Raw genomic sequence first — 18922 nt, forward strand, 5'->3', positions numbered from 1 at the left:
AACGGCGCCCGTGATTTTCCTGATTCATGGGCTTCTCGGGTTGCTGTGACTGTAACTCGCGTATTTCAGGCGTTGGTTGACAATGGCTGGGTGGCTGGTGTGGGATCACTTGGGCAGCTGGCCAACAAGCCACGATGGTTTGTCCGAGTTGACGCGAAGTGAACTTTTCACCCATCCCATCCCTCGGGCAACTCTCAAAATTAAGGGGAACGCGGCATGGATGTTTTCCGTTCTTTTGCTGATGCCTATACGTCCGGTCTCCAGGCGGTCCTCGACGAGGGAAGTGACATCCCGTCGGTCCGCGACCCGCTCTCGAAGGCATCCGACTTCGGCCGCAACGACCGCCCCTACCGCGAACTCATCGCCCATCGCAGCACGATCGAGAACCCCACGTCCTGTCTCGCGGTCACCCCGCACCTGCCGGTGAACCTCTCGTACTGTTTCGGCCTCCTCGCCTGGTCGCTCGACGGCCGCAACGACGTGGAGACCCCCGCGTACTACCGCCGGGGCGCCCACGAGTACTCGGACGACCAGCACACCCTCAGCGGCGCCTTCGGCCACCGGTTGATCACGGCCAACGGGAACCAGCTGGAGGAGGTCGTCGGCCGCATCGAGCGCGACCCCGCCCACCGCCGGGCCTTCGCTCTGGTCCTGGAGCCGCAGGACAACTTCCGTCAGTCGCGGGAGTACCCCTGCGCCGTCGGCGTGCACCTCTTCCTGCGGGACGGGGCCCTCGTCTGGCTCACCGTGATGCGCGCCCAGCAGGCGCTGACCGTCCTGCCCTACGACGCCTTCCTCTTCATGGGCATGCAGCAGTACGCCGCCGGACTCCTCGGCGTGCCCGCCGGCCGGTACATCCACCAGGCCGGCACGTTCCACTTCTACGAGAACGAGACCGCACTCGCCCGGAAGATCGTGGACGACCCGGCGCTCCCGGCCGCTCTGCCGGCCTTCCCCACCACCCCGGAGGGCGCCCGCGAGGCGGCGCGGGAACTCGTCGACCTCGAATCCCGGCTGCGCGAGGCCGCCCAGGCGCAGGACACCGCCACGGTCGACAAGATCGCCGCGACGCCGGCCGTCACCGACTTCGCGGACGTGGCCCGCGCCTGTCTGGCCACCCATGCCTACCGCAAGCTCGGCGACACCACCTCCCTGGTGACCAGCCGGGCCGCCGAGCCCGCCGTCGCCGAGCTGATCTCGGCCATCTGATCCCCCCGAAGCGCAGGGACCTCACGTGATACTGACGGTTCGTCCACCCCTGGAACCGCGATGTCCCGACCCCGCCGCCCGGCAGGAGCTGGCAGACCGCCTCTCCCGCCGGCGCGACCTCTTCGAGCGGGCCGGCGCCACCGCCGCCCGCCCGGGCCGGGACCCCTACCTGTTTCCGATCATGGCCGCCCTGGCCCCCGTCGCCACCAGCCGTGGCGGGGAGGTCGCCTACCCCGGCGACCCCATGTGCCTCTACTCGGCCCTCTCCCTCACCATCGAACGGTCCGTCGCCCGCCTCGTGCGAGGTCTCGCCGCGCAGCCGTCGCTGGACGACGTCGCCGCCGACTGGGGCCGCTACCCGGACGACGCCTACCGCCGCGCCGAGGACGGACCGCGTTCCGTGCTCGTGGCGGACAGCCGTACCACCGACGGCCACGTCTTCGACCCGCGCATCTGGGACGATGTGGCCCGCGAGGCGTTCATCACCGAACTGAGGGCGCTGCGGCCCAAGGTGCTGCTGCTCAGCTCGGTGTCGGCCGGCCACCGCTACGCGCTGGAGATGGCCGAGCTGGCCAAGGAGCACGCACCGGGCTGCCTGGTGATCCTCGGCGGCAGACACGCCGACGAGACCGTCCGCTACCGGCACGCCGACGGCACGGCCGACCTGTCCTGGAGCAGCACGGTCGAGGTCATCCGCGACGGCCGCGCCCGGCCCGTGGTCGACTTCGTGGTGGCGGGGGACGGATCTCCCCTCCTCGACCTGCTGTTACGTGCGGTCGGGCTGGTGGCCACCCCCGGGTTCGGGCCCACCCCCGTCGAGGAGGTCCTCGACGCGCTCGACCTCGTCGCCACCCATGACGGGGGAACCAAGGGGCTCGGCAGCATCGTCGGGCTCACCGCGGAGGAAGCCGTGCTCGTCCCCGTGCAGGGGGAGCGTCTCGGCGCGGCCCAACTTCCGTCGCCGTACGAGGCGTTCTCCGTGCGGGCCCGGTTCGGGATCTTCACCCGCGCGGGCAGCTCCCCCCTGGGCAGCCGCACCGCCCACATGATGACGCTGGACGCCTGCCCCTTCAAGTGCACCTTCTGCTCCGAGAGCATCCAGGTGTCGCAGCGGCCCACGCGGTTCGCGGTGTCCGAGACCGAGCACGTCGCGCGGCGGATCGAGCAACTGGTCGACTGGGGAACGGAGGCGGCCTTCTTCGACGACCCCGTCTTCTGGGGCGGCAACTGGAAGGCGATCACCGACTTCTGCCACGAACTGGCGCGCCTGCGGGCCCGTCGGCCGGAGGTACGGTCGTTCGAGTGGGGCGCGCAGCTCACCGTGGACGTCGTCCTCAACCGCGCCAAGGCGAAGGAGGTGCACGAGGCCCTCGACCTCATGAGGGAGAACGGCTGCACCTACGTCTACATCGGCATCGAGAGCATGGCCCAGCAGGTCATGCGCAACGTCGGGAAGAACCTGCTGCGCCGCAACCCCGAAGCCTGGGTGAGCAAGGTGCGGGAGGCCCTGACCACCATCAGGGACCACGGGATCCGCGTCGGCAGCTCCGTGCTGTTCGGACTCGACGGCGAGAACCGGCAGACCATCGAGGAGACGATCGAGGAGATCGGCCGCCTCATCGACGACGAACTGCTCGTCATGGCCAGCCCGAACATCCTCACCTACCACCCCGGTACCGCGATCACCGCGGCACACGGGCAGGACCGGCTCGACTACCACTCGCGCAAGGACAACCGGCCGCCCTACACGTACTTCGAGGAGGCGTACCCCGAGGTGGTCTCCCGGCTCCTGGACGAGGACGACATCTGGTTCATCCACGAGGCCTCGGCCAAGCGATGGGGCAGCACCCGCAACAGCGCCGCCGAGTCGGCGGCCCCCATAGGCGCATGACGCCCACCAGCGGAAGGAATGCCGTGAACGACCACGTGCTGGACGTCGACGAGAAGAGCTACTGGGGTCCGTACTACTCGTACTTCCCCGCCCTCGCCCGCTACATCCCGATGGGCGAGTACGTCCGCCGGGTGCGACCGACCGCCTGCGTGCTCGGCGCCTCGGACGGCAAGTTCGCCCTTCCCCTGCTCCGCGCCGGCTGGAAGGTCGTCGCCGTGGAGACCGACGCGCTCTTCCTGGACGGGGGCGAGTTCGACCTCGTCGACGGCCACCACGACGTCGTCGGCCTCCGGGAGCGGCTGGCGTCCGAGGGCCTCGCCGAGAACTGCACCATCGTGGAGCAGGACTACATGACCCTCCCGGCCTCGGGCGAGTTCCAGCTGGTGCTGGGCAGCGGCCTGTGGTCGATGCCCCCCAACCGGGCCCACACCCTGGAAGCGCTGATCCATCACGCGATGGACATGGTCGCACCGCGCGGCATCTTCTTCGGCGAGTACCTGATCGGGCTCAACGACGAGGAGCGCACGTGCGGTTACTACCCGCCCCGGGAGGAGATGGACCGCATCGTCGACCGCCCCGGCTGGCAGCTCTTCGAGAACGCCGACCTCGGCATCCGCGGCGAGAGCCACCTCGGCTACGAGGAGTGGCACTACCACCGGTACGCCGCCGCCATCGTGCACCGCATGCCGCTGCCCACCGTCCCCGAATCGACCCCGTGACCTCCACGGACACCGCACGGACCGGCGGGCGCCCCCACCTTCCTGGGGGCGCCCGCCCGGCGGTCGTCGTCTCGGACCTGGACGGCACGCTGCTGAACGCGGACGGGAAGATCGGCGAACGCACCCGCAGGGCGCTCGGCGCCGCCGTGGCGGGCGGCGTGCACCTGGTCCTCGCCACCGCCCGGCCCGCCTGGTCCGCCCGGCAGGTGCTGCTGCCGCTGCGCGGCCTGGGCGCGTCGCTCGTCTCCTCGAACGGCGCCGTCACCGGCGAACTGGACGACCCCCGGCCGCGGCGGGTCCGCGCCATGGCACCGGCCCGGGTGCGCCAGGCGCTCGCGCTCCTCGGCCCGGTGCCCTGGGCGGTGGACCGCCCCTCCGGGCGGCTGCTCGGCCCCGACTGGCCGGACGTCCTCAGCAGCGGCGGCGCCGGTGCGCCCCGCATCGAGCAGGTGCCGGACGACGAGGACGTCCTCTGCCTCATGGTCCTCTGCCCCGAGCCGCCCCCGCCCTCCCTCCTCGACCCCGCCGGTCTGTGCTGGACCTCGTCGGACGCCGGACTCGTCGAGGTGTCGGCGCCCGGCGCGGACAAGCGGTCCGCCGTCTCGTGGCTCCTCGACCGCCGCGGTCTCGACTGGAGCACCGTCGTCGCCTTCGGCGACGCACCCAACGACCTGAGCCTGCTGCGCTCGGCCGCCACGGCGGTGGCGGTGGCCAACGCCGTTTCTGTCGTACGGTCTTCGGCGACGGAACTGACGGCCGGCCACGACGAGGACGGGGTGGCCAAGTGGGTGGAGAGGAACCTGCTGTGAGTGAAGTGAACCCTCCGGGCAGCCCGCCGGCGGGGAAAGTATGGATAGTCGGCGGGCCGGGCTGCGGGAAGTCGACCCTCGCCGGACTGCTGACGGAGTCCGACGCGCCCCCGGTCAGCCTGGACACCCTTTTCTGGGGCCCGGGTTGGACACCGGTGCCGGAGGACACGTTCGTCGCGGAGGTGGGAAAGGCGCTGGAGGCCGAGCGCTGGGTGGTCGACGGCCAGTTCCCCGCCGCCGTCGCGGCCTACGCGCACACCGCCGACTGCGTGATCTGGGTCGACCCGCCGCTGTACATCGCCTGGCCCCGGCTGCTGCGCCGCACCCTGCGTCGCTGGATACGCCGGGAGGAGCTGTACGGCGGCACCCGGGAGACCTTCTGGACCGTGGTCGGCCCCCGCTCGATCCTCTGGTACGCCCTCAAGGTGCGCGCGGAACAACGGCGCGCCAACCACGACCTGTTCGTCCGCCTGTCGGGGTCCGACGTGCGTCTCATCCGGTTCCGCGGCGGCGACGTGTGGGACCTCGTCGGCCGGACCGCCCGGTGATCCAGTCCGGGCCGATGGAACAATCCGCTTGTCAACGTCGGGAGTCACCCATGGATGTCCGCACCTACAACACAGTCGGGGAGCTGCCCGGCGCCGACTGGGACGCTCTCGCGTCCGGGTCCACCATCTACTCGACCGCGGGCTTCCAGGGCGTACGGGAGGAAGAACTCCCGCAGGGGGCGCAGGCCCGTCACATCATGGCCCACGACGCCGACGGCACCGTCGCGGCCGGTCTCGAGGCGTACACCTTCACCCGGCCCCCGCACGCGCTGTACACGCCCGCCGACCTGCTGGCCGGGCTCGTCGACGAGGAGCGCCACGCCGCCGTCGCCTCGCGCCCGCTGGCGATCGGGGCGGGCTGGTCCGAGTTCCGTGGCCAGGTCGTCCACCGCCCGGACGCCGGGCCCGAGCAGCGGACGGCGGCCGTCGAGGCGCTGACCACCGAGGCCCTGAACTTCGCCAAGCAGGCCGAGGCGTCCGTGCTCGCCTACTACTACCTGCCGCGCGAGGACGCGCTCGACATCGCCCGCGCCCATGAACACGCGGGGGCCGTCCTGCTCTTCCACGACGTGGAGACGGTGCTCCCGATCGGACTCTGGGACGACCTGGACGACTACTACGCCTGGCTTCCCGCGAAACGGCGCCCGCGCGCCCGGCGCGAGGTCCGGACCTTCCGCGAGAGCGGGCGCACGGTGCGCGAGGTCGCACTGCCCGAGGTGGTCGACCGCATCGCCCCGCTCAACAGCGCGCTGATGCGCAAGCACGGTCACGACTACGGGGTCGCCCGGGCCGCGGAGGTCTACGGCCGGCAGGGCCGGTACCTGGGCGACCGCAGCACGCTGCTGCTGGCCGAGGAGGGCGAGGGCCCCGTCGGCTTCGCCCTGCGCTACCGCCACCAGGACATGCTCTACGCCCGGGTGGCCGGCTTCGACTACGGCTACGCCAACAAGGCGGACTACTTCAACCTGGTCTTCTACCACCCGATCGCCCAGGGGACGGGGCGCACCACCCGCGCCATCCACCTCGGTCTCGGCACCTTCGAGGCCAAGCTGAGCCGGGGGCCCAGCCGGTCCCGCTGTACACGGTGCTCGTGGGCGTGGACCAGCCCCTCGGGGCCGACCCCGACGCCGTGCGGGAACGCAACCGCGCGGAGACCGAGGCGTTCGGGGCCGCGTACGCGCGGCACGTGGTCGGCGGGGTCGACACGGAGGACTGGCAGCTGTGAACACGTGCACCACCCCGGGGACCGGACGGTGCGTAAGGAGGCCCCGGCCATGACCGAGACAAGGCACCTGCCGTCGATCGGCGACATCGAACGCGGCACCTGGGACGCCCTGGTGCCCGCTTCCTGCTTCTACCAGAGCCACGGCTGGCTCGCCGGGCAGGAGCGCCCCGACTTCGCCACGGCCACCTACACCGTGGTGTCGTCGGGCGGCGCACTGCGCGCCGCCACCCCGTCCTACGACTTCCCCGCCGAGAACGCCCCGCCGCTCCCGCCGGTCGCCGCCGACCGCGAGGTCCTGCGCGTCGGCACGCGCACCGGGTACCACAACGAGTTCCTGCTCGCCGGGACGGACGCCGAACGACGGGAGGCGCTCGCCGAGTTGGTGGAGGGCCTGGCGGAGCACGCCGCCCGACTCGGCCGCGACGCCCTCCTCTTCGACTTCCTCACCACCGACAGCCTGCGGCTGCTCGCCGGTCTGTTCCCGGTCCGGGCCCAGCTGCGCAGCGCCGAGGCCGTGGTGCACAACGAGGGAGGCACCTTCGAGTCGTACCGGCGGCTGCTCGGGCGCAACGTCCGCAAACGCGACTACGAGGTGCGCAGGTTCGAGCAGGCCGGGCTGCGGCTGGAGACGGCGCCGCTGTCGGAGTGCGTGGACGAACTGGCCCCGCTGATCGGCCAGACCATGGACCGGTACGACGCTTCCCTGGACCTGACGGAGATCCTGACGTTCCTCAAGGTCCAGGCCGAGCACCTCGACGGGCTCAGCACGGTCTTCCGCGTCGTCGACGAGGAAGGCGACCTGGTCGGAGGACATGTCGCCTTCGCCTGGCGGGAGATGCTCTACGCCCGGGTGGCCGGCTTCGACTACACCCGCACCCGGGACGCGTACGAGTACTTCAACGCCGTGTACTACGGCCCGCTGCGCCACATGGAGCGGCACGGGCTGAGCACCCTCCACCTGGGCCTGTCCGCCGTGCAGGCCAAGGTCAGGCGCGGGGCGCGGCTCCACCCGGTCTGGGCGGCGGTGCTGCCGCTGCCGCTGGTCCGGGGCGCCGGCCTGACCCGTGACGCCGCCGCCGACCAGGCACTGGCCGACTCGGTGCGGGCCGAGGCGGGCGGCGGGATGGACGAGGGGGAGTGGGAGCTGAGCCGGGTCACCCCGCTCTGACCCGTACGGCACTCGCCGAGGGGTGCCGGCCGGCCGGCGCGGCACCCCCTGCGGGCCCCGGAGCGGGAACCCTCAGCCCTGGGCGGGCCAGAGGGTGGGGCAGAACTCCGGGTCGGCGTAGTCCGGCTCCCCCGACGGGGTCCGGCGCACCAGCGTGTCGTGCTTGTAGGGCTGCTGGCGGCCGTCGGAGTTCCGGTAGTGCCGGTAGGTGTTGGCACCGTCCTGGAGGTGGAACGAGATCGCGCGCCGGGGGTGAGGACTGCGGTTGGGGCCGCTGCCGTGGTACAGGAGGCAGTGGTGGAAGGTCATGTGGCCGCGCGGGATGTGCACGGGGACCCGCTCGATGGCGGCGCCGTTGCGTTCCGCGTCCCCTTCCAGCAGGTAGTCGCGGGCCACGTCGGCGGGATCGCCGACCGGTCGCTCGGCGCCGTGGCGCCGCTTCCACCGGTGGCTCCCCGGCACCATCGTGATGGTGCCCGCCTCCTCCGTGCAGTCATGGAACGGGATGAAAGCGGTCAGCATGTTGTCGGAGGAGCAGGTGGGCCAGAAGTATTTGTCGAAATGCCACGAGACGATGTTCGACGTTTCTTCGGGGACCGCCGGCTTGTAAATGAGCGTCGCCTGGAACGTGCGTATCTCCGATGTTCTCGCCAATCGCGCCGCCACGGCGGCGATCACGGGTTTACGGAGAATTTTGGCAATGGCTTCGTCCCGGTAATGAATGTAGTCGCTGTTGCGCTGGATCTCGCCGTCGGCGGGGGACCAGTCGGCCAGCCGGTCCGGTCGGCTCGGCAGCTTGCGGTCCTCGTGACCAGCGTAGAAGCGTTCGCTGGCCTGGGTCAGCGTCTCGGTCTCCGCATCGCTGAGCAGCTTCTGCGAAAGATACCAGCCGGTTTCCTCGTAGCGCCGGACATCCTCGTCCGACGGCAGCAGCCTTAATTCCTGTTCTGTCAACACCGAATATTCCGACACCGTGTCCTCGTCTCTCTCGGTACCCGGCGAACCGTCGGTCCGCGACGCACCCTAGCGTATGGATGAGGCGTGTGCTAGGTTCATTCTCCAATTGGTGCGATCGAGGGATGAGATGGCGATCCTAGACGAGGAAATCCGGGTTCTCCTCAAGAAGAACAGGGATTTCCGAAACGTATGGACAGGGGAGTCGGCCGCCCATTTCGGGGCCCAGCTGACGAACTTCCTGTTACCGCTGGTCGCGGTGACCGCCCTGCATTCCAGCGGCACCGAGGTGGGCCTCATCTCCGCCGTGCAGTTCGTCCCGGTCGTCCTGCTGTCGCTGGTCGCCGGGATGGTCGTCGACCGCCACCCGCCCCGCCGTACGCTGGTGATCACCAGCGTGGTCCGGGGCGCGGCGCTCGGCTTCCTCGGTCTCGCGCAGGCCACCGAGGGGCTGACGGCCACCCATGTCGTCGTGGCCGCCGCGGTCATCGGCACGGCCACCGTCTTCTACGAGGTCGCCTACCAGTCCACCCTCCCCAAGATCGTCCCCATGGACTCCATCTCCTCGGCCAACGGACTGCACCAGGCCACCTACTCCGTCAGCCAGCTCGCCGGCCCCTCGGCCGCGGGCTTCCTGGTGGGCAGGGCGGGACTCTCGCCCACCTTCGCCGTCACCGCCGCCCTCTTCGCGGGCGCCGCGCTCAGCGGATCGCTGCTCCGCGGCGTCAAGGCCCCCGGCGTGCCGCAGCAGTCGGCGCTGCGCACCATCGGATCGGGGCTGCGCTACACCTGGTCCCTGCGCACCCTGCGCGACCTGTGCACACAGGCGGGCCTGTCCAACCTGCACGAGCAGTGCTTCCTCACCGTCTTCCTGGTCTTCGCCGTCCGCGAGCTGGGTCTCGGCGGCACCGCCGTCGGCGTGGCCATCGGCATCGGCAGCCTCGGCGCGCTGGTCGGTTCGCTGGTGGCCGCGCGCATCGGCGCCCGGATCACCGTGGGCCGGGCGCTCACCGGGGGAGTGGTCCTGGCCGCCGTGGGTCTGCTCCTGGTCCCCTTCGTGGCCGTCTTCGACCTCGGCGCCCTCGCCCTGGTGACCCTCCTCGCCCTCGCCTTCGTGGTGAACGGCTTCGGGGTGGCGCTCTTCAACGTCTTCGCGGTGAGCCTGCGCCAGACCATCCCGCCCGAGAACCAGTTGGGCGCGGTCACGGCCAGCTACCGGCTGGTGGCCCTCGGGACGCTGCCGCTCGGCGCCTTCGCCGGCGGAGCCCTCGCGGACGCCCTGGGACCCGGCCGGGCCATCTGGCTCGTCGGGGTCTCCTACCTGTGCGTCTCCTTCTGGCTGACGTTCTCGCCGCTGCGCTCCGCCACCACGCTCGAACAGGCCCGTGAGCTTGGCGTGCCACCGGGGGCGGCGGACGAGGTCGGCGAACAGACCTCCGCCTCCTGACCGGCCGTGTGCCCGGTCCGCACCACCCCTCATCCCACCGCCCTGGACACGGAAGCGAGAACGACGTGGCTGCTGAGCGAGACGTCCTGATCTACTCCAAGCGCTTCGAGGGCGGGGTGCGCCTCGTCTCGCGCATGCTCTCGGACATGGGGCGCCGCCCGGTCCTGGTCTCCGACGAGCCCGAGGACGTCAACCGCGACCACTGCGCGGCCCATGTCGTCGTCGACTGGGAGAAGGCGAGCCTCGAGGAGCTGGTGGCGGCGGTGGAGGCGGCGGGCGTGGTGCCGACCGCCGTCGTCAACTTCGTCGAATCGCTGATCTCCTGGCAGGTGCGCACGGCGCGGCACTACGGGCTGGTGGGCGGGGAAGACGGCCGGGAGGTTCTGCTGAGCAAGGCCCGGGTGCGGGCGGCCATGGCGGAACGGGGCCTGTCCGCGCTGCCGTTCGTCGCCGGAACCGCGGCCGACCTCGACGTCGACGCGGTCGCCTCGTACCCCGTCATCGTCAAGCCGGATCAGGACTCGGGGGGTTCGCGGCTCGTCCGGCGCGCCGGGAACGCGGGGGAACTCCGCGCCCGTCTGAAGGAGTTGACCGACTCCGTGGGCGCGGACACGGACGTCATCGTGGAGGAGTACATCGACGGCGTCGAGTTCTCGGTCGACGGTCCGGTGCTGGACGGCCGGTTCCACCCGCTCTTCGAGGTCGAGAAGACGGAGCACGACAACCTCCGGCACCACGACGCGGGACTGCTCGTCTCGCCGCCGCCCTCCGCGCACGTGCGGCAGGCCGTGGGCGAGCTGTCGGAGAGGGTCGGCGCGCTGTACGCCTCCCTCGGCGTGGGCAACGGCTGGCTGCATGTCGAGGGGCGGGCGCGCGCGGACGGCAGCTGTGAGCTGGTCGAGATCAACCCGCGTCCCGGCGGCCGTATGTACCGGGCGGCCACGCAGCGGGTCTGCGGTGTCGACCCCATCGACATGTCGGTGCGCATGGCGCTCGGCGAGCGCCTGGACGGCGCCCTGGCCGGGGCGACCCCGGGCGGTACCGAACTGCTGGCCATGCTCCCCTTCGAGGCCGACCGCGTCGGCACCCTGGTGCGGGCCACCCCCGTCGAGGAGCTGAAACGCATCCCCGGGGTGGTGGACGGCTACCTGTTCGACAACTTCCGCGTGGTGACCATGGACCGGGAGAACTTCTTCGCCGAGGCCATGATCACCGCCGACAGCGTCGCCGGCCTCCACGAGATCGCCGACCGGGTCCGCTCGGTCTTCAGCTTCACCTTCGAGTGACGGCGGCCGTCCGGCCCGGCCACCTCCGCGCGGTGCGGGGCGAGCGCGCGCATACCCGGTACGGGGCGCCGTTCAGTCCTGCTCCGCCAGGTCCTGCTCCAGCGCGTGGGCCGCGGCCTCCAGCGCGTTGACCAGGTGCTGGAGGCGGTGCGGGTCGTAGCGCACGCTGGGCATCGAGACGGAGAGTCCGGCGCGGGCGGTGTCCTCCCGGTCGCGTACCGGGACGCCGACGGCGACGAGACCGCGTTCGGACCGTTCCCTGTTCACGGCGAAACCGTTGCGGCGCATGCGCCGCAGCTCCGTCCGCAGCCGCGCGAGGTCGGGGCGCTCGGCCGGGCGGTCGCGGTAGCGCTCGGGGGCGTAGACCTCCTCCAGTTCCTCGCCGGTCAGGTCGGCGAGCAGGAGCAGGCCCGCCGTGGTGCGGTGCGCCGGGAACACCATGCCCTCCCGGGAGCCGACCCGCAGGGCCTGCCGGCACTCGACGCTGGCGATGAACCGGACCGTGTCCCCGGTGCGCACGATCAGGTTCGCCGTCTCGTCGAGGAGATCGACGACCCGGTGCAGATGGGGCAGGGCCGCCGCGCGCAGCCGGGACACGAGGGACTGGGAGTGGGCGGCCAGTTCCAGCACCGGGCCCGCGCGATAGACGCGGTCCTCGCCCTGTACGGCGAAATCCCGGTACACCAGCATCGCCAGGACGCGGTGGGCCGTCGACCGGGCGACGCCCAGGCGCTCGGCAAGCTGCGCCACGGTGGCGCCGCCCTCCATCTGGAGGATGGTCGCGGCCCGCAGCGCGTGGTCCACGCTGGCGATGGGATAGGGCGGCGGAGTCTTCAGCGGCTTGTCCATGATGTTCACCTCTGATTCTGCTCTCCAGAATCTACATGTCCTCGTGCTGGACGCGGCGCACCCTGAGGTCTGTGACTGAGTCCTCCATCACCCAAGACATCGCCGCGGGCTCCCCGGTCCGGCTCCAGGCCGTCACCGCGGAGGGGCAGCCCCAGGTCACCCCGGCACTCGAAGAGCTGTACCGGGGCTTCGAGCAGGAACTCCTCGTCCCGCTGTGGACCGAGATCGGCGACCTCATGCCGGCCCGTCCGCGCTCGCGTGCCGTACCGCACCTGTGGCGCTGGGAGCGGCTGCGGGAGCTGGCGGCGAAGGCCGGCGACCTGGTCCCCGTCGGCCGTGGCGGCGAGCGCCGGGCCATCGCGCTGGCCAACCCCTCCCTCGGCGGGCGGCCCTTCGCCACGCCGACGCTGTGGGCGGCCATCCAGTACCTCATGCCCGGCGAGGACGCCCCCGAGCACCGGCACACCCAGCACGCCTTCCGGTTCGTCGTCGAGGGGTCCGGCGTGTGGACGGTCGTCGGCGGCGACCCCGTCCCCATGAACCGGGGCGACTTCCTGCCGCAGGCCGGCTGGAACTGGCACGCCCACCACAACGCCACCAGCGAGCCGATGGCCTGGATCGACGGCCTGGACATCCCGTTCCAGTACGTCACGGAGGCCCAGTTCTTCGAGTTCGGCCGCGACGAGATCACCGACGCCGAGCGGACCACGCCCGAGCGGTCGCGCTCCGAGCGCCTGTGGGGCCACCCGGGCCTGCGCCCGCTGGCGGCCGCCCCCGCCACGCCGGGCAGCCCGCTGCTGTCGTACAAGTGGGAGTACACCAACGCCGCGCTGCGCGACCAGCTCCTGCTGGAGAAGGAGGGCTTCGGCGGCACCGTCGAGCCCGGCCACGCCGCGGTGCGCTACACCAACCCGCACGACGGCTCCGACGTCCTGCCGACCCTCCGGGCCGAGTTCCACCGCGTCGCCCGCGGCGCCGAGACCGCGCCGGTGTGCGAGACCGGCTCCTCCGTCTACCAGGTCTTCGACGGCAGCGGCGTGGTGACCGTCGGCGACCGGTCCTGGACCGTCAGCCGCGGCGATCTCTTCGTCGTCCCGTCCTGGGAGCCGTTCTCCGCCCGCTCCGAGGCCGGCGCGACCGACTCCGACGAGGGCGCCCTCGACCTCTTCCGCTTCTGTGACGCGCCCGTCTTCGAGGCGCTCCACCTCAACCGCACCGACCGCACCACGAAGGACGCCTGACCATGAAGCTCGCCACGCTCCGCACCGCCGACGGCACCCGGGCGGTCCGCCTCGACGGAGAGGTCCTCGTCGACCTCGGGTACGCCGACCTGGGCGAGCTGTTCGCCGAGACCGACTGGCGGGCGAAGGCCGCCGCCGCCTCCGGCGCCACCTACCCGGTCCGGGGCGCCGACTTCGCGCCGGTCGTCCCGAACCCGTCCAAGGTCGTCTGCGTCGGCCACAACTACACCAACCACATCAAGGAGATGGGCCGGGACCTGCCGAGCCACCCGACCCTCTTCCCGAAGTTCGCCGACACCCTGCTCGGCGCGAACGACGACATCGTCAAGCCCGCCGAGACCGACGCACTCGACTGGGAGGTCGAACTCGCCGTCGTCATCGGCCAGCGGGTGCGCCGCGCCGACGAGCGGCAGGCCGCCGACGCCATCGCCGGCTTCACCGTCATGAACGACATCTCGATGCGCGACTGGCAGTTCCGCACCATCGAGTGGACCCAGGGCAAGATCTGGGAGGCGTCCACCCCGGTCGGCCCCTACGTCGTCACCCCCGACGAGGTCGGCGGCGTCCGCCCCGCCCTCCAGGTCAGCACGGTCGTCGACGGCCGGGTCATGCAGCAGGACGACACCGGCACGCTGCTGTTCGACCCGGTGTTCCTGGTGCGCTACATCTCCACCGTCATCACCCTGCGCCCCGGCGACATCATCGCCACCGGCACCCCGGCCGGCGTCGGCAACGCCCGCGACCCGAAGGTCTTCCTGCTGCCCGGCCAGACCGTGGTCACCGAGATCGCCGGCCTGGGCGCCTGCACCAACAACGTGGTCGCGCCGTGACGGACACCGCACGCACCCTGGCCGAGGCGCACGCGTGGGCCCGCACCGGCACCCGGCTGCTGCTCGACGCCGTCGCCGGCCTCGACGAGGCCGCGTTCCCGGCCCCCAGCCTGCTGCCGGACTGGACCCGGGGGCAGCTCGTGGCGCACGTGGCCGCCAACGCGGACGCGCTGTGCAACCTGGTGCACTGGGCGGCCACCGGCGAGCGGACCCCGATGTACGCCTCCCCCGAGGAGCGCGCCGCCGGCATCGCCAGGGGCACGGACATGCCGGCCGGTGAACTGCGCTCCTGGCTGACCGGCTCCGCGCAGAAGCTCGCCGACGGACTGGACCGGCTCACCGCGGAGCAGTGGCGGCACGAGGTCGTCACCGCCCAGGGCCGTACCGTCCCGGCCACCGAACTGCCCTGGATGCGCGCCCGCGAGGTGTGCGTCCACGCCGTCGACCTCGGCACGGGCACCGTCACCTTCGCCGACCTTCCCAAGGGGTTCCTGACCGCCCTGGTCGCGGAGATCCGCGCCAGGCGCGACCTGACCGCGCTGCCCGACGGCCCCCTCCCCGAGGTCGCCGCCTGGCTGGCCGGCCGCCCCCACTCGCTCGCCGACGCTCCCCTGCTCGGCCCGTGGCTGTAGAGGAGTCACGTCATGTCCCATCCCGAAGTGATCGTCGTCGGCGGCGGCATCGGCGGCCTCGGCGCCGCGTACTCCCTGACCCGCCAGGGCCTCGGCGTCCGCCTGCTGGAGCGCGCCCCCGCGTTCGGGGAGGTCGGCGCCGGCATCCAGCTCGCCCCCAACTGCACCCGCATCCTCGACGACTACGGCCTCCTGGACGAGGCCAAGAGCCTCGGTGTCGTCCCGGACTCCATGGTGATGCGCGACGCCGTCGACGGCAGCGAGCTGACCCGGCTCGACCTGCGCGACCTGGAGAAGCGCTACGGCTACCCGTACCTCGTCATCCACCGCAGCGACCTGCACGGCCTGCTGCTGCGGGCCTGCGAACGCGCCGGCGTGGAGCTGGTCACCGACGCCACGGTGACCTCGTACGAGAACACCGACGGCGGCGCCCGCGTGACCGTCGCCTCCGGCGGGACCCACCAGGCCGACGTCGTGCTCGCGGCCGACGGCCTGCACTCCGTCGCCCGCGGGCTGCTCGTCGACGACCAGCCCGTCTCGTCCGCGTACGTCGCCTACCGCGGCACCGTCCCCGCCGAGCTGGAGCGGGTGCGGTCCGTCGACCTCGGCGAGGTCGTGGTGCACATCGGCCCCTCCTGTCACTTCGTCCACTACGGTCTGCGCGGTGGTGAACTGCTCAACCAGGTCGCCGTCTTCGAGTCACCCAAGGCGCTGGCCGGCCGGGAGGACTGGGGCACCCCGGACGAACTCGACGCCGCCTTCGCCGGGACCTGCGACTTCGTGCGGGAGGGCCTGCCGTTCATGTGGCGCGACAAGTGGTGGCGGATGTTCGACCGCGACCCGGTCATGAACTGGGTGCACGGGCGGATCGCGCTGCTCGGCGACTCCGCGCACCCGCCGCTCCAGTACATCGCGCAGGGCGCCATCATGGCCATCGAGGACGGCTGGGTGCTGGGCGAGCACGTCGCCCGCCACCGCGCCGAGGACGGCAGGCCCGACTGGGACGCGGCCCTCGCCGCCTACGAGGCCGTCCGCCCGGAACACTGCCGCCGGGTGGTGACCACCTCCCGCGCCTGGGGCGAGCTGTGGCACCTCGACGGCGTCGCCCGCGAACAGCGCAACGTGCTGCTGCGCGCCCGCGACACCTACGACTACTCGTTCGTGGACTGGCTGTACGGCCCGACGGCGCTCACACCGGACGAGGAGCCGCCCATGTTCACCCCGATCCCGCTGTCCGCGGCGGACACCGGGGACCGGCTCGCGGCCGTGGCGGACGGCGCGGCCTGAGCGGCGCCCGCCTCCGCGCCTGCGGTGCCGTGCCGGTCTTCGGGGGCGGAACATCGGCTTCGCCGGGGGAACGCGGCACGGTAGCGCTCCGCGCGGAGCGGGTGCCTTGACGCGAGAACGCCGCTCGGCCGGTGGGCCGTCGGCGTCATGGCGGCGAGGGCCGCCGCGGGGTGCTGTGCGGGTGGGCGTTCCAACGCGCCCACCCCGGCCGGTGCAATGTCTGACGGGGGATCCAGGTCAGTTGGCCGGGGTGGGCGCTCCGAGAAAAAAACCGGTCTGGTGGCTAAGGGCATCACCTCCGCTTCCGGAAGCCACGGACCGCCATGAGCGCGCAGCAGACCGCCAGCGGCAGCTCCGCGGTCACGGCCGTGCCCAGCGCCAGTGCGAGTTCGCCGCCGTGACGTGCCGTCATGACGTCGAACCACGCGTCGGTCAGCAGCAGCGGCGCGGTGGCCGCGGCGGCCAGCACGCCCCGGGGGTCCCGGCGTGCCGTCAGGAGGCCGGTGCCGATGAGCGCACCGGCCTCCAACAGGTCCAGACCGACCCAGACCGCGGACAACTTCGTCGGCAGCAGGCCCGACGCCAGCAGGCACAGCCACGGAAGGAGCGCCGCTCCGCAGGCGACCAGGCCGTAGCCCAGCGCGCGATGCCTGGCGAAGGGCTGGTGGAATACGGGGGCTTCCACCGGTGCGCTCCTCGAAGGGGTCCGGGGAGCGCCGCCGTCCGCCGAGTACCGGATGCGCGGGGCGCATCCCGGTACCCCCACGCCGGAGCGGGGATCGAGGACAGTCATCGTCGGGCACTCCCTGTGCGGCCGTCGGGTCGATCTGACAAGGTCGAGCATGGCAGCGGGGCCGGGTCCGGATCAGTACAAGGGCGCACCGTCTTGGGGGTGAGGCCAGCTACACCCCAACCCGGAGTCCTGTGGCATGGCTCCGGTATCGGCCGGGGTCCTACCGTGTCCGCATGCGTGTCTCCACCGCCTCTCCTTCCTGGCTGCGTCCCCTCAAGGGGGCCGGTCCGGCCACCGCTTGCCTGGCGCTCGGCGCCGTCGTGCAGGTGGCCACGCTGCTGCTGCTCGTCTTCGCGGGCGGCCCCGTCGGGGTGGTGGCCGCCACTCCCGTGCTCACCCCGGTCCAGCGGGCCCGGCTGCACGCCTGTCTGGACCTGGAGATCCCGCCGCCCCCGAAGACCGGCGGCGACACCTACAAGGAACGGGTGCTGCGCTGGCTGCAGGCCTGGTCCTCCTGGCGCCAGGTCGGATACCACCTGATCGCCGCCCCGCTGATCGCCGTGGCCGGCCTGCTGACCCTCGCGCTGTGGGCCGCCTCCGCGGCCGCCGTGACCGTCCTGCTGTGGCGGCTGGGCGCCGGCCCGCAGAGCTGGTTCCCGCTGACCGGCGGGATCGGTCAGCAGGTGCTCCTCACCGTCCTCGGCGTGGTGGGCCTCTACCTGGCCGCGCCCCTGTCCAAGGCCCTGGTACGGCTGGACACGCGGGCGGCGGGCGCCTGCCTCGGCCCCAGCCGCGCCGACCAGCTGGCCCGCCGGGTCGCGGAGGTCAGCGAGAGCCGGGCCGGTGTGGTGGACGCGGCCGACGCCGAGCGCCGGCGCATCGAGCGGGACCTGCACGACGGCGCCCAGCAGCGGCTGGTCTCCATGGCGGTCAACCTCGGTCTCGCCAAGGCGACCCTGCCCGATCTGCCGGAGCACGCCCGGAAGGTGATCGACGAGGCGCACCGCGAGGCCAAGGAGGCGATCGAGGAACTCAACAACCTGGTGCGCGGCCTGCATCCGGCCGTACTCGACGACCGGGGCCTGGACGCGGCGCTGTCGGGCATCGCGGAACGGGCGCCGCTGCCCGTGCGGGTCGAGGTCGACCTGCCGCAGCGGCAGTCCCCGGCGGTCGAGGCGGTCGCGTACTTCGTGGTGTCCGAGGCACTGGCCAACGTGGTCAAGCACGCCCACGCCGCGCAGGCGGAGGTCTCGGTGGAGCGCATCGGCGACACGATCCTGATCTGTGTCTCCGACGACGGCGTGGGCGGCGCCGACATCACGGCCGGCTCGGGACTCGCGGGACTCGCCAAACGCGTCGCGTCGATCGACGGTACCCTCTCCGTGAACAGCCCTGTCGGAGGGCCGACGTTGGTGAGTGTGGAGCTTCCTTGCGCGCGGTGATTGCCGAGGATTCCGTTCTGTTGCGGATCGGACTGGTCAAGGTCCTGGAGATCGCGGGCTTCGAGGTCGTCGCCGAAGCCGCGGACGCCGAGGGCCTGCTGACCGCGGTCGAACAGCACGAACCCGACCTCGTCCTCTCCGACGTGCGCATGCCGCCGGGCTTCACCGACGAGGGCGTCCGCGCCTCCCTGCTGATCCGTCAGCGCTGGCCCGGCATGGCGATCCTGCTCCTGTCCCAGTACGTCGAGGAGCGGTACGCCGCCGATCTGCTGTCCGGGAACATCTCCGGCGTCGGCTATCTGCTCAAGCAACGCGTCGCGGACGTCGACGAGTTCGTCGAGGCGCTGCGCCGGGTCGCGGACGGCGGTACGGCGCTCGACCCCCAGGTGGTCTCCCAGCTGCTGGTGAGGCGGCACAGCGATCCGCTGGACCGCCTCACCGCCCGTGAGCGGGAAGTGCTCGAACTCATGGCGCAGGGCCGCTCCAACGCCGGTATCGCGGAGCGGCTGGTGGTGAGCGAGAGCGCGGTGGGCAAGCACATCAACAGCATCCTGGCCAAGCTCGACCTGCCCAGGGCCGACGCCGACCACCGCCGGGTGCTCGCGGTGCTGCGCTTCCTCGGCGTGAGCTGAGGCCCCCGCGCCGCACGCGG

General features: G+C 71.9%; 17 protein-coding genes. 14 read left to right on the forward strand and 3 right to left on the reverse strand.

Annotated elements, in window-relative coordinates; all coding sequences use genetic code 11:
- The first annotated feature begins 216 nt into the window (after window positions 1–216).
- Genes BLW85_RS28785 through BLW85_RS28805 form a run of 6 tightly spaced genes read left to right on the forward strand, consistent with a single transcriptional unit; the run spans window position 217 to window position 7569 of the window.
- Window positions 217–1209 (forward strand): thymidylate synthase, encoded by a 993-nt coding sequence (locus BLW85_RS28785; protein ID WP_070021889.1) that lies wholly within the window; start codon window positions 217–219, stop codon window positions 1207–1209.
- Window positions 1210–1234: 25 nt separating this feature from the next.
- The gene (locus tag BLW85_RS28790) at window positions 1235–3100 is read left to right on the forward strand and encodes a B12-binding domain-containing radical SAM protein (RefSeq protein ID WP_079172442.1); all 1866 of its coding nucleotides are present in this window, start codon (window positions 1235–1237) and stop codon (window positions 3098–3100) included.
- A 23-nt stretch (window positions 3101–3123) separates the two neighbouring features.
- Window positions 3124–3819, forward strand: a complete 696-nt coding sequence (locus BLW85_RS28795; RefSeq protein ID WP_070021890.1) for a class I SAM-dependent methyltransferase — start codon at window positions 3124–3126, stop codon at window positions 3817–3819.
- Entirely contained in the window at window positions 3816–4628 is an 813-nt protein-coding gene (locus tag BLW85_RS38910; RefSeq protein WP_074993753.1) for an HAD family hydrolase, read from the forward strand. Before BLW85_RS28795 ends, BLW85_RS38910 begins: the two co-directional genes overlap by 4 nt.
- Window positions 4625–5176 carry a P-loop NTPase family protein gene (locus BLW85_RS38530; protein ID WP_143060471.1) on the forward strand — a complete coding sequence of 184 codons (552 nt, stop codon included), beginning with the start codon at window positions 4625–4627 and terminating at the stop codon, window positions 5174–5176. Before BLW85_RS38910 ends, BLW85_RS38530 begins: the two co-directional genes overlap by 4 nt.
- 50 nt (window positions 5177–5226) lie before the next feature.
- Window positions 5227–7569: a peptidogalycan biosysnthesis protein gene (locus BLW85_RS28805; protein ID WP_074993757.1), complete on the forward strand. Its 2343-nt coding sequence runs from the start codon at window positions 5227–5229 to the stop codon at window positions 7567–7569.
- Window positions 7570–7641: 72 nt separating this feature from the next.
- Here the strand turns inward: BLW85_RS28805 and BLW85_RS28810 are convergent, their stop codons facing one another.
- Window positions 7642–8526: a phytanoyl-CoA dioxygenase family protein gene (locus tag BLW85_RS28810; protein WP_341867965.1), complete on the reverse strand. Its 885-nt coding sequence runs from the start codon at window positions 8524–8526 to the stop codon at window positions 7642–7644.
- Window positions 8527–8653: 127 nt separating this feature from the next.
- Here BLW85_RS28810 and BLW85_RS28815 point away from each other — a divergent pair, with 127 nt between their 5' ends.
- Together BLW85_RS28815 and BLW85_RS28820 are read left to right on the forward strand one after the other, a co-directional pair.
- Window positions 8654–9970, forward strand: coding sequence for an MFS transporter (locus tag BLW85_RS28815; protein WP_071828561.1), 1317 nt, complete (start codon window positions 8654–8656; stop codon window positions 9968–9970).
- A 65-nt stretch (window positions 9971–10035) separates the two neighbouring features.
- The gene (locus tag BLW85_RS28820) at window positions 10036–11256 is read left to right on the forward strand and encodes an ATP-grasp domain-containing protein (RefSeq protein ID WP_074993761.1); all 1221 of its coding nucleotides are present in this window, start codon (window positions 10036–10038) and stop codon (window positions 11254–11256) included.
- A 72-nt stretch (window positions 11257–11328) separates the two neighbouring features.
- Here BLW85_RS28820 and BLW85_RS28825 read toward each other — a convergent pair whose 3' ends face one another.
- Window positions 11329–12105: an IclR family transcriptional regulator gene (locus tag BLW85_RS28825; protein ID WP_074996240.1), complete on the reverse strand. Its 777-nt coding sequence runs from the start codon at window positions 12103–12105 to the stop codon at window positions 11329–11331.
- Between the two features lie 71 nt (window positions 12106–12176).
- On the opposite strand from BLW85_RS28825, the gene BLW85_RS28830 reads away from it, so the two are divergent.
- The 4 genes from BLW85_RS28830 to BLW85_RS28845 are packed head-to-tail and all read left to right on the forward strand — an operon-like array spanning window position 12177 to window position 16095.
- Entirely contained in the window at window positions 12177–13346 is a 1170-nt protein-coding gene (locus BLW85_RS28830; protein WP_074993763.1) for a cupin domain-containing protein, read from the forward strand.
- Between the two features lie 2 nt (window positions 13347–13348).
- Complete coding sequence (locus BLW85_RS28835) at window positions 13349–14176, forward strand: fumarylacetoacetate hydrolase family protein (RefSeq protein WP_070021899.1); 828 nt, start codon at window positions 13349–13351, stop codon at window positions 14174–14176.
- Window positions 14173–14808: a maleylpyruvate isomerase family mycothiol-dependent enzyme gene (locus tag BLW85_RS28840; RefSeq protein WP_074993765.1), complete on the forward strand. Its 636-nt coding sequence runs from the start codon at window positions 14173–14175 to the stop codon at window positions 14806–14808. The genes BLW85_RS28835 and BLW85_RS28840 overlap by 4 nt, the downstream gene beginning before the upstream one ends.
- A gap of 27 nt (window positions 14809–14835) precedes the next feature.
- Window positions 14836–16095 carry an FAD-dependent oxidoreductase gene (locus BLW85_RS28845; RefSeq protein ID WP_074996241.1) on the forward strand — a complete coding sequence of 420 codons (1260 nt, stop codon included), beginning with the start codon at window positions 14836–14838 and terminating at the stop codon, window positions 16093–16095.
- A gap of 292 nt (window positions 16096–16387) precedes the next feature.
- Here the strand turns inward: BLW85_RS28845 and BLW85_RS28850 are convergent, their stop codons facing one another.
- Window positions 16388–16780 carry a hypothetical protein gene (locus BLW85_RS28850; RefSeq protein WP_070021901.1) on the reverse strand — a complete coding sequence of 131 codons (393 nt, stop codon included), beginning with the start codon at window positions 16778–16780 and terminating at the stop codon, window positions 16388–16390.
- A gap of 281 nt (window positions 16781–17061) precedes the next feature.
- Between BLW85_RS28850 and BLW85_RS28855 the strand changes: the two genes are divergently transcribed.
- Window positions 17062–18270, forward strand: coding sequence for a sensor histidine kinase (locus BLW85_RS28855; RefSeq protein WP_070021902.1), 1209 nt, complete (start codon window positions 17062–17064; stop codon window positions 18268–18270).
- Window positions 18258–18902: a response regulator gene (locus BLW85_RS28860; RefSeq protein WP_070021903.1), complete on the forward strand. Its 645-nt coding sequence runs from the start codon at window positions 18258–18260 to the stop codon at window positions 18900–18902. The genes BLW85_RS28855 and BLW85_RS28860 overlap by 13 nt, the downstream gene beginning before the upstream one ends.
- Window positions 18903–18922: the final 20 nt, after the last annotated feature.

This window comes from Streptomyces misionensis (assembly GCF_900104815.1).
Lineage (GTDB): Bacteria > Actinomycetota > Actinomycetes > Streptomycetales > Streptomycetaceae > Streptomyces > Streptomyces misionensis.

Excerpts from the sequence above, each read along its gene's own strand:
- BLW85_RS28815 (WP_071828561.1), top strand. The coding sequence starts at position 8,654 with ATGGCGATCCTAGACGAGGAAATCCGGGTTCTCCTCAAGAAGAACAGG.
- BLW85_RS28805 (WP_074993757.1), top strand. The coding sequence starts at position 5,227 with ATGGATGTCCGCACCTACAACACAGTCGGGGAGCTGCCCGGCGCCGAC.
- BLW85_RS28825 (WP_074996240.1), bottom strand. The coding sequence starts at position 12,105 with ATGGACAAGCCGCTGAAGACTCCGCCGCCCTATCCCATCGCCAGCGTG.
- BLW85_RS28785 (WP_070021889.1), top strand. The coding sequence starts at position 217 with ATGGATGTTTTCCGTTCTTTTGCTGATGCCTATACGTCCGGTCTCCAG.
- BLW85_RS28855 (WP_070021902.1), top strand. The coding sequence starts at position 17,062 with ATGCGTGTCTCCACCGCCTCTCCTTCCTGGCTGCGTCCCCTCAAGGGG.
- BLW85_RS28835 (WP_070021899.1), top strand. The coding sequence starts at position 13,349 with ATGAAGCTCGCCACGCTCCGCACCGCCGACGGCACCCGGGCGGTCCGC.